The organism is Streptococcus raffinosi (genome assembly GCF_030284685.1).
Lineage (GTDB): Bacteria > Bacillota > Bacilli > Lactobacillales > Streptococcaceae > Streptococcus > Streptococcus raffinosi.
Map to the genome: position 1 here is coordinate 72,007 of NZ_JASUZV010000011.1, position 7,528 is coordinate 79,534.

A 7,528-nucleotide genomic window follows, 5' to 3' on the forward strand; every position below is an offset into this window, starting at 1 on the left:
CCCCTACCATCTTTAAAAATCCCTCAAAAATGCTATAATAGAAGCATTACGAATATTGGAGAGAAACCATGAGTTTTTACAATCATAAAGAAATCGAGCCTAAGTGGCAAAAATACTGGGCTGACAATCACACTTTTAAGACAGGAACAGATGCCTCAAAACCTAAGTTTTATGCGCTTGACATGTTCCCTTACCCATCTGGAGCGGGTCTTCACGTAGGACACCCAGAAGGATACACAGCGACTGATATCCTCAGCCGTTTCAAACGTGCACAAGGCTACAACGTCCTTCACCCAATGGGATGGGATGCCTTTGGTTTGCCTGCTGAGCAATACGCTATGGATACAGGGAATGACCCAGCAGAATTCACAGCAGAGAATATTGCTAACTTCAAACGCCAAATCAATGCGCTTGGCTTCTCTTACGACTGGGATCGTGAAGTCAACACAACAGATCCAAACTACTACAAATGGACGCAATGGATTTTCACCAAACTTTACGAAAAAGGCTTGGCTTATGAAGCTAAAGTGCCAGTCAACTGGGTGGAAGAATTGGGAACAGCCATCGCCAACGAAGAAGTTCTTCCTGATGGAACGTCTGAGCGTGGAGGCTATCCAGTTGTCCGTAAACCAATGCGCCAATGGATGCTCAAAATCACTGCCTACGCAGAACGTTTGCTGACTGACTTGGATGATCTTGACTGGCCAGAATCTATCAAGGACATGCAACGCAACTGGATCGGTAAATCAACTGGTGCCAATGTCACCTTCAAAGTGAAAGGGACTGACAAGGAATTCACAGTCTTTACGACACGTCCTGACACCCTTTTCGGTGCGACCTTCACTGTTTTGGCGCCTGAGCATGAACTAATAGATGCCATCACAACACCTGAACAAGCTGAGGCTGTAGCTGACTACAAGCATCAAGCCAGTCTGAAATCAGACTTGGCTCGTACAGACCTTGCCAAGGAAAAAACAGGGGTTTGGACGGGTGCTTATGCCATCAACCCTGTCAATGGTAAAGAAATTCCAATCTGGATTGCCGACTATGTTCTTGCTAGCTACGGAACAGGTGCCGTCATGGCCGTACCTGCCCACGATGAGCGTGACTGGGAATTTGCTAAACAGTTTGATCTTCCAATTGTAGAGGTGCTCGAAGGTGGCAACGTTGAAGAAGCTGCTTACACAGAAGATGGCCTTCATGTCAACTCTGACTTCTTGAACGGTCTCAACAAAGAAGAAGCGATTGCTAAAATCGTTGCTTGGTTGGAAGAAAAAGGCTTTGGTCAAGAAAAGATCACTTACCGTCTTCGTGACTGGCTCTTTAGCCGTCAACGCTACTGGGGTGAACCAATCCCAATCATTCATTGGGAAGATGGAACTTCGACAGCCGTTCCAGAAAGTGAATTGCCACTCGTCTTGCCAGTAACCAAGGATATCCGCCCTTCAGGTACTGGTGAAAGCCCATTGGCTAACTTGACCGACTGGCTTGAAGTGACTCGCGAAGATGGTGTCAAAGGTCGTCGTGAAACCAACACCATGCCACAATGGGCTGGCTCAAGTTGGTACTACCTTCGCTATATCGACCCACATAACACAGAAAAATTGGCTGATGAGGACCTCCTCAAACAATGGTTGCCAGTCGATATCTACGTGGGTGGTGCAGAACACGCCGTTCTCCACCTGCTTTACGCTCGTTTCTGGCACAAGTTCCTCTATGACCTCGGTGTCGTTCCAACTAAAGAACCATTCCAAAAACTCTTTAACCAAGGAATGATTTTAGGAACTAGCTACCGTGACTACCGTGGAGCTCTTGTGGCAACTGACAAGGTTGAAAAACGTGACGGTTCCTTCTTCCACATGGAAACAGGAGAAGAGTTGGAGCAAGCACCAGCCAAGATGTCTAAATCCCTCAAGAATGTTGTTAACCCAGACGATGTGGTGGAACAATATGGTGCGGATACCCTTCGTGTCTATGAAATGTTCATGGGACCACTCGATGCTTCTATCGCTTGGTCTGAAGAAGGCTTGGAAGGAAGTCGTAAATTCCTTGACCGTGTTTACCGTTTGATTACAAGTAAGGAAATCGTTGAGGAAAACAATGGTGCTCTTGACAAGGTTTATAACGAAACCGTTAAATCTGTTACTGAGCAAATCGAGTCTATGAAATTCAACACAGCTATTGCTCAACTCATGGTCTTTGTTAACGCTGCTAACAAGGAAGACAAACTCTATGTGGACTACGCCAAAGGCTTCGTTCAATTGATTGCCCCATTTGCCCCTCACTTGGCAGAAGAACTCTGGCAAACAGTCGTAGCAACAGGTGAGTCAATCTCTTACGTAGCTTGGCCAACATGGGACGAAAGCAAATTGATTGAAGACGAAATCGAAATCGTCGTCCAAATCAAAGGTAAAGTCCGTGCCAAACTCATGGTTGCTAAAGACCTATCACGCGAAGAGTTGCAAGAAGTAGCTCTTGCTAACGAAAAAGTCAAAGCAGAGATCGATGGCAAGGAAATTGTTAAGGTGATTGCGGTACCTAATAAACTCGTTAATATCGTTGTGAAATAAAAATGAATCCTTCAGAGTTAAGCTCTGGAGGATTTTTTGTATCGCTATATGCTATAATAGTCCCAACTAAGATAAAAACACAGTTCTGGTTGGTAGTCCAGACGTAGGCAAGCCTATCAGTAACCTTCCTCCTTGGTTGTCCATTCTTAGGGATAGATTTAAGGAGGTGCTGTCGTGGAATAATTTCAATTGGATTGACAGTTTATTTTGAAGATGGATTTTGGCATGGTTTGTTCGAACAAGTGTATCTAGAAACTTATCAAGTTTGTCGTGTGACATTTGGTCAGGAGCCAAAAGATGATGAATTTCTAGAGATCTTACAGACTCAGTTTACTCAATTATCTTTTAGTCCAGAAGCTATAGTTAAGCAACATGTAAAAATCAAGAATCCTAAACGATTACAGCGAATGGTGAAGAAACAAGTAAATCAGAAAGTTTCTTCCAAGTCGAAAGAACTATTGCAGTTGCAGTATGAGGAAAGGAAAAAGATTTCAAAACATCAATCTAGTGTCCAAAAGCAATTGCTCAAACAAGAGAAATTTGAACGCAAACAGCAAAAACGAAGGGAGAAGCATAAAGGACATTAATGTGTTTCTCTTTATAGAAACAGCTCTTTTCTAAGTAGAAAGGAGCTATTTTTATTAGTATTGAAGAATGGATTTCAACTGTTTTCTAATCTAGTTACTTGTCGTCAAAAGATTTACTGATGATAGTCTCAAATTCCGGACAATACTTACTTACCTCAAATTCAATGATATCATACTGGGCAATCTCATTTTTATAGAATGGATCCTGCATAATGATTTCTTGAACTGTTTCCTTGTTTTTAGCTCTCATGAGAATGATACCGCCGGTCCTTGGATTTTTCCTTCCAGATGCGATAAAATGACCTTTTGTATAATACTGATTTAAAAAATCTATGTGTTTTTCTAAGAATTTTTCAACTTTATCAAGGGGCTTGATATAGGTAAGATTTACAATAAACATAAGTGACTCCTTTAAAATAAATGATAAATAGATTATAATACTTTACAAACTACCTGAATAGTAGGCACATTTTTGTAAGGAGAAAAAATGTTAACAAATAAAAATTGGAACTGTAGTATGTCTCGAGTCTTAGATGTGGTTGGTGGGAAATGGAGGATGAATATATTATGGGTTATAAACAAGCATAAGAAAGTTCGTTTCAATCAATTGAGAAGAGAAGTTGAAGGGATTACAACGATCAGTTTGACACGTGGACTAGATGTTTTAATAGAGAACCAATTGATTGAGAAATATGATTTTGAAACGATACCACTCCATACAGAATATGAGCTGACAGAAAAAGGCAAGTCACTAATGCCGATTTTAAGGGACTTGAATCAATGGGGTAAAGAATGGCTGCAATAAATTTGTCCTCATTTTTATCTCTCCCATCTCACCACTTGGACTCTCATTTTGACCACTTATCCCAAAAGGCCGTTTTTTAAACGGCTTTTTTGCTAGACTGGTTCTATCAAAAGGAGAGAGAACATGATATTACAAGCTAAAAACATAAGCAAACGTTACGGAAATCATCTTGCCGTGGATAATATTCACTTACAATTTAAAAGAGGGACGTTCAATGCGATTCTAGGACCAAATGGGGCGGGGAAATCAACGACGATTTCCATGTTGATTGGTTTGAAACAACCAACGCAAGGCGACATTATTTATGAACCCGGTACTAAAATTGGTGTGGTCTTCCAAACCAGTGTTTTAGATGAGATGCTGACGGTTAGGGAAAATCTGACCATTCGTGCCAGACAGTACAAAGGCCTAAAACCAAATCGTGTGTCTGATCTTATTGATCGACTAGGCCTATCAGCTTTCCAAAAGCAGAAATATGGGACGCTTTCAGGCGGCCAAAAGCGTCGGGTTGACATTGCGCGTGCTCTACTGCACGGTCCAGACCTTTTGTTCTTAGATGAGCCAACGACAGGTTTAGACATTCAAACCCGGAAGTCTATTTGGGATTTGCTCTATCAATTGCAGAGAGAAGAGGGAATGACCGTTGTATTGACTACGCATTATCTTGACGAAGCAGATGAAGCTGATCAGATTTATATTGTGGACCATGGGAAAGTGATTGCTCAAGGATCGGCATTAGATATTAAGAGTCAGTATGCAAAAAACATCTTGAAGATTCGCTTCAAGGAGATACAGCAGATAGAAAGTCTCAAAACTTCGGGAATGTCAGTAGAGCAACAAAGTCAATTGGAGTATGTTTTTCAACCCGATAGTGAAAGGGAAGCTATTGATTATCTGGCAAAAGTTAGAGATAAAATAGCCCATTTTGAGTTTCGTCCAGGGACCATGGATGATGCCTTTATTGCACTTACAGGAAGGGAGGTCCGCTAATGCTAGCCTTACTAAAGCGAAATTTTTTATTGTATTTTAGGAATCGTTCAGGAGTTTTCTTCTCCCTGTTGGGAGCCTTGATTTCCTTTATTCTCTATATTATCTTTCTCCAAAAGAATCTAACGGATGCCTGGGCTCAGCTTCCCAATAGTGGTCCTTTGTTAAATAATTGGCTAATGAGTGGAACGCTAGCAGTGACAGGGATTACGACTAGTCTGGCTGCCTTGACTCAGCTGGTAAAGGACCGTGAACGTCAAGTAGATCAGGACCTTTATTTATCGAATCATGGGAAATGGCGATTAGCGTTTTCGTATCTAGCGAGTGCAATCATCATTTCTTTATCTATGCAGGTCCTTATGTATGTGCTGATGTGTGGCTATTTTAGAGAAGTTCCCAAACTATCCATACTACCTGAAGTACTCCTCATTATGCTGCTTAGTAGCCTGCTTTCTAGCTTGGTGAATGCCATTTTTGTTCATTTTTTCCAATCAGTAGACAGCCTTGGAAAGTTTGCGACCATAGTGGGTACAGCTTCTGGCTTTTTGGTAGGAACTTATGTACCTTTGGGCGTTCTACCCAATTTTGCTCAACTACTAATGAAATGTACCCCAGCAACTTATATTGCTGCACTTTATCGGCAAGTACTCATGAAAGAAACATTAAGTGAGACCTTTAAAGGTCAAGATAAGTTTCTTCAAGAGTTTCAAGAAAAAATGGGTGTTCAACTCAAGTGGCAAGGTTTGTTGACAAAGGAAAACACATACCTTATAGTGTTAGGAGGTATTCTTCTTGCTGGTATTCTTTGGACTGCTTTAGTGCAAATATCTAGCCAGAAAAAATAAGTGAGAGTTGGAGTAGGAATGAAACTTCGTTTTGAAGAAAAATCAGGTATTTCGACAAAGGACCCCTGTGTGGTTATCCAAGCGGAGCGATTGTCTGATCAAGCACGAGAGGTAATGGATTACCTCGAACAATTTTCAGTTGTAAATCAAGTGGTGATTCCTATTAAAACGGATGATCATTTGGTTATGGTAAAAATTGATGACATTATCCTAGCTGAAATTGATAAGAATGTGTTAACGATTTATACAATAGACAAAACCTATACGATCAAAGAGACACTGACAAACTTTCAGCATCGCATCAATCGTCGAAGTTTTTTACAGATATCACGTCATGCTGTTATGAATATAGACCATTTGGAATCCCTATCGGATAGTTTTTCTGGCAATATGATGGCCAAAATGACAGGTGGCGTTAAGTCTAGTGTCAGCCGAAAATATGTCAAATCCTTGATGGATTATTTAGGGGTCTAGGAGGAACCTATGAAACGTTTTATTGCTTATTTTGTATCCGGCGTGAGAACGGGATCGTTCTTCTATCTTGCCCTCCTTTTACTAGGTCAATTATATCCCCAGATTATCTATCCAAAAGTTAGTGTGGGAAATATTTTAGCCCTCTTTATGATGAGTGGCTTAATGGGGATGCTCTCGTGGATTTTGGAAGACCTTGACCGTATGTCCTACAGACTTAGAGTAATCTTGCATTTCTTGTTGACGGCGATTGTACTGATAGGGACTTGTCTAATAGCGGGTTGGATTGATGCTATGCTGAATCCTATCATATGGATTGTCTTCATTTCCGTTTATATTATTATCTGGCTTTACCTCATTTGGCAAATGCATATGAGAACCCAACGTATTAACCAAGCCTTATTACATCGTCGAAGCCAGAAAAAGAAAGAAAAGTGAGAAATTGTACGAACTTCAAAAAAAGACTCTTTTGCCCCTTGACCCTCACGCCACGTCATAGTCTATACTCTTAATCAGAGAGGAGTTCTAATGAAATCTGTAAAAGAAGTGAGCCAACTATCAGGTGTCAGTGTGCGCACCCTTCATTATTATGACGAAATTGATTTGCTGAAACCGTCAGTTGTGGCTGAGAATGGTTACCGTTACTATAATCGCGATGCGGTTGTCCGTTTGCAAGAAATATTGCTTTACCGTGAGTTAGACTTTCCTCTCAAAAAAATTAAGGAAATCGTAGGTCAAGCAGGCTATGATAAAGTCCAAGCGCTTAAGGATCAAATCAAGCTTTTAGAGCTGAAAAAGTCCCGTTTAGAAGCCGTCATAGCCCATGCCAAGGCCTTACAAATGGAGGAAGAAGAAATGTCATTTGAAGCATTTGATAAAAAAATGTTGGAAGAATTTCAGCAAGAAGCCCAGGCTAGATGGGGTCAGAAAGAAGCTTATCAAGCTTTTGCGGCTAAGGGGGAGGAATCCTTCCCTGAAGTTACAAAAGAGATGGCTGCAATTATGTCTACTTTCGGCCAGCTCAAGGAGTCCAATCCCGGTGATGATAGTGTTCAAAAGCAAGTAAAGGTGTTACAAGACTATATTAGTCAGCATTTTTATCCATGTGACCAAACGGTATTAGCTGGTCTAGGTCAGATGTACCAAACAGATAATCGCTTTTCTAGCTTTATTGATAAAGTTGGAGGATTGGGTACTGCAGTCTTTCTCGCAGAAGCCATTCGTATTTATTGTCAATAAACTAAAGCCAAAGCCAAAGTCTTA

The 7,528-nt window shown here is 41.0% G+C and carries 9 protein-coding genes; 8 read left to right on the forward strand and 1 reads right to left on the reverse strand.

Annotated elements, in window-relative coordinates; translation table 11 throughout:
- Nucleotides 1–68 precede the first annotated feature (68 nt).
- Entirely contained in the window at nucleotides 69–2,570 is a 2,502-nt protein-coding gene (leuS, locus tag QRD39_RS08120) for a leucine--tRNA ligase (RefSeq protein WP_285956182.1), read from the forward strand.
- Between the two features lie 179 nt (nucleotides 2,571–2,749).
- Nucleotides 2,750–3,157 (forward strand): YjdF family protein, encoded by a 408-nt coding sequence (locus QRD39_RS08125; RefSeq protein WP_285956191.1) that lies wholly within the window; start codon nucleotides 2,750–2,752, stop codon nucleotides 3,155–3,157.
- Nucleotides 3,158–3,251: 94 nt separating this feature from the next.
- Here the strand turns inward: QRD39_RS08125 and QRD39_RS08130 are convergent, their stop codons facing one another.
- The gene (locus QRD39_RS08130; RefSeq protein WP_285956183.1) at nucleotides 3,252–3,557 is read right to left on the reverse strand and encodes a YciI family protein; all 306 of its coding nucleotides are present in this window, start codon (nucleotides 3,555–3,557) and stop codon (nucleotides 3,252–3,254) included.
- 87 nt (nucleotides 3,558–3,644) lie between these two features.
- Between QRD39_RS08130 and QRD39_RS08135 the strand changes: the two genes are divergently transcribed.
- The 6 genes from QRD39_RS08135 (at nucleotide 3,645) to QRD39_RS08160 (ending at nucleotide 7,504) form a co-directional block, all read left to right on the forward strand.
- Nucleotides 3,645–3,962, forward strand: coding sequence for a winged helix-turn-helix transcriptional regulator (locus tag QRD39_RS08135; protein WP_021151390.1), 318 nt, complete (start codon nucleotides 3,645–3,647; stop codon nucleotides 3,960–3,962).
- Between the two features lie 123 nt (nucleotides 3,963–4,085).
- Nucleotides 4,086–4,952 carry an ABC transporter ATP-binding protein gene (locus tag QRD39_RS08140; protein ID WP_285956184.1) on the forward strand — a complete coding sequence of 289 codons (867 nt, stop codon included), beginning with the start codon at nucleotides 4,086–4,088 and terminating at the stop codon, nucleotides 4,950–4,952.
- Nucleotides 4,952–5,794: an ABC transporter permease gene (locus tag QRD39_RS08145; protein WP_285956185.1), complete on the forward strand. Its 843-nt coding sequence runs from the start codon at nucleotides 4,952–4,954 to the stop codon at nucleotides 5,792–5,794. The genes QRD39_RS08140 and QRD39_RS08145 overlap by 1 nt, the downstream gene beginning before the upstream one ends.
- Before the next feature lie 18 nt (nucleotides 5,795–5,812).
- Complete coding sequence (locus QRD39_RS08150) at nucleotides 5,813–6,268, forward strand: LytTR family DNA-binding domain-containing protein (protein WP_285956186.1); 456 nt, start codon at nucleotides 5,813–5,815, stop codon at nucleotides 6,266–6,268.
- A gap of 9 nt (nucleotides 6,269–6,277) precedes the next feature.
- On the forward strand, nucleotides 6,278–6,703 hold the full coding sequence (locus tag QRD39_RS08155; RefSeq protein WP_285956187.1) for a DUF3021 family protein: 426 nt from the start codon (nucleotides 6,278–6,280) through the stop codon (nucleotides 6,701–6,703).
- A gap of 90 nt (nucleotides 6,704–6,793) precedes the next feature.
- Entirely contained in the window at nucleotides 6,794–7,504 is a 711-nt protein-coding gene (locus QRD39_RS08160) for a MerR family transcriptional regulator (RefSeq protein WP_285956188.1), read from the forward strand.
- Nucleotides 7,505–7,528 lie beyond the last annotated feature (24 nt).

Bases quoted from the DNA above. Each gene is read 5' to 3' on its own strand.
- leuS (WP_285956182.1), top strand. From the start codon at position 69: ATGAGTTTTTACAATCATAAAGAAATCGAGCCTAAGTGGCAAAAATAC.
- QRD39_RS08130 (WP_285956183.1), bottom strand. From the start codon at position 3,557: ATGTTTATTGTAAATCTTACCTATATCAAGCCCCTTGATAAAGTTGAA.
- QRD39_RS08135 (WP_021151390.1), top strand. From the start codon at position 3,645: ATGTTAACAAATAAAAATTGGAACTGTAGTATGTCTCGAGTCTTAGAT.
- QRD39_RS08140 (WP_285956184.1), top strand. From the start codon at position 4,086: ATGATATTACAAGCTAAAAACATAAGCAAACGTTACGGAAATCATCTT.
- QRD39_RS08145 (WP_285956185.1), top strand. From the start codon at position 4,952: ATGCTAGCCTTACTAAAGCGAAATTTTTTATTGTATTTTAGGAATCGT.
- QRD39_RS08150 (WP_285956186.1), top strand. From the start codon at position 5,813: ATGAAACTTCGTTTTGAAGAAAAATCAGGTATTTCGACAAAGGACCCC.
- QRD39_RS08155 (WP_285956187.1), top strand. From the start codon at position 6,278: ATGAAACGTTTTATTGCTTATTTTGTATCCGGCGTGAGAACGGGATCG.
- QRD39_RS08160 (WP_285956188.1), top strand. From the start codon at position 6,794: ATGAAATCTGTAAAAGAAGTGAGCCAACTATCAGGTGTCAGTGTGCGC.